Origin of the sequence: Psychrobacter sp. FME6 (assembly GCF_014861365.1) — a bacterium.
Taxonomy (GTDB): Bacteria; Pseudomonadota; Gammaproteobacteria; order Pseudomonadales; family Moraxellaceae; genus Psychrobacter.
Window position 1 is genome coordinate 1 of the sequence record NZ_RRYW01000204.1, and the last position, 1,246, is coordinate 1,246.

Sequence of the window (1,246 nt, forward strand, 5' to 3'; positions counted from 1 at the left end):
AAGTTAAAGAACTAAGTATGGACGATATTTTTAACCTAATGGAAAAAGTATATGCTAGACGACTAAAGGATGGTGAGGTCTGCCATGCCGAAGTAGCTTAACTAGCTTTATCTAAATAAAAAGATAGAGTACAGCCCAACAGCCTTAATGGTTAGACAGGTACAGCAGGACGACTAGACAAATCAGCAGTCTTGCTTGTGCATAGCGTGTTACGAATAAAATCTAGCAGTACGGACTCTTTACTCTCTGATGACCCTTTAGCAAAATTAACAAAGTTATGATACACAAGGTAGTTGTTCAAATACTTAGTAGCCACACCCTTAAAGCGGTGCGTTATCAGGTCTTTAAGCCTACTGTGGTAGTTATTGACCATTTGGATATTGAATAAGCCATTACTGCGTTTCTTAGTAGCAATACGGATGTGATTTAGCTCCATATCCAGTGATAGTTTTTGATAAGGACGCAGCGAGTCAGTAACAAATACTGAGTTTTTTGAGATATTGCCATCTAATACTTTCTGCAAGTCTTTTAATGATGGTTTGCCTAGGTTTGATATCTTAGCAACGGATAGACCATCTAAGTTGACGGCACAAGGAACGCAAACCTTTTCTGTTGATAAGCCACGCTTACTCGCCTTAGTTCCTCGCTTATAGGCTATACGTGGCAATTTAAAAGACTTGTGATTACCCTTATATGATATTGCGGTAAATGTTTCGTCAGCTTGCACGACACCATCAAGCTCAACGTCAGTCATCATATTTTGTAGCGCATCAAGTATCTTGTGTCGCCATGCAAAGGCGGTAGCCAAATTGATATCACATATTTTGGCGCATTTGCGTAAGGGGTACTTCTCAATCATACAGTGGATATACTTTTCCCAAACCTCAATGCCTTTTTGCGAGTTGTATAATATAGTGCCTGTTTGCTCAACAAATGATTTTTTGCAGTCACGGCACAAGTAGCGTTGGTTGTTGCATTTAGTGCCATTTTTGACGAAATGGGTAGAGTCGCAATGAGGGCATTTTGATACCTCTTTAGCTGCAATAACTTTTTCAAGAGAATTTTGACCTGAAATATCACCAAGAAAGAGCTGTTTTTCTTTCTCAGAAAGGTTGTTGAATAACTGTTTGAGAATGTCGATGTTTTTTGTGGCGGTTGACATGGTTAAACCCTTATAAATCAAAGCCTGTAGAGTCATTATATCATTTATCAATAAGTTATATCAACACACTATTAAAACAGAGCC

The 1,246-nt window shown here is 38.5% G+C and carries 1 protein-coding gene; it reads right to left on the bottom strand.

Annotation, left to right across the window (positions count from 1 at the left end; translation table 11 throughout):
• Positions 1 to 151: 151 nt before the first annotated feature.
• Positions 152 to 1,162, bottom strand: coding sequence for an IS1595 family transposase (locus tag EI162_RS14230; RefSeq protein ID WP_192520968.1), 1,011 nt, complete (start codon positions 1,160 to 1,162; stop codon positions 152 to 154).
• Positions 1,163 to 1,246: the final 84 nt, after the last annotated feature.

Bases quoted from the DNA above. Each gene is read 5' to 3' on its own strand.
- EI162_RS14230 (WP_192520968.1), bottom strand. From the start codon at position 1,162: ATGTCAACCGCCACAAAAAACATCGACATTCTCAAACAGTTATTCAAC.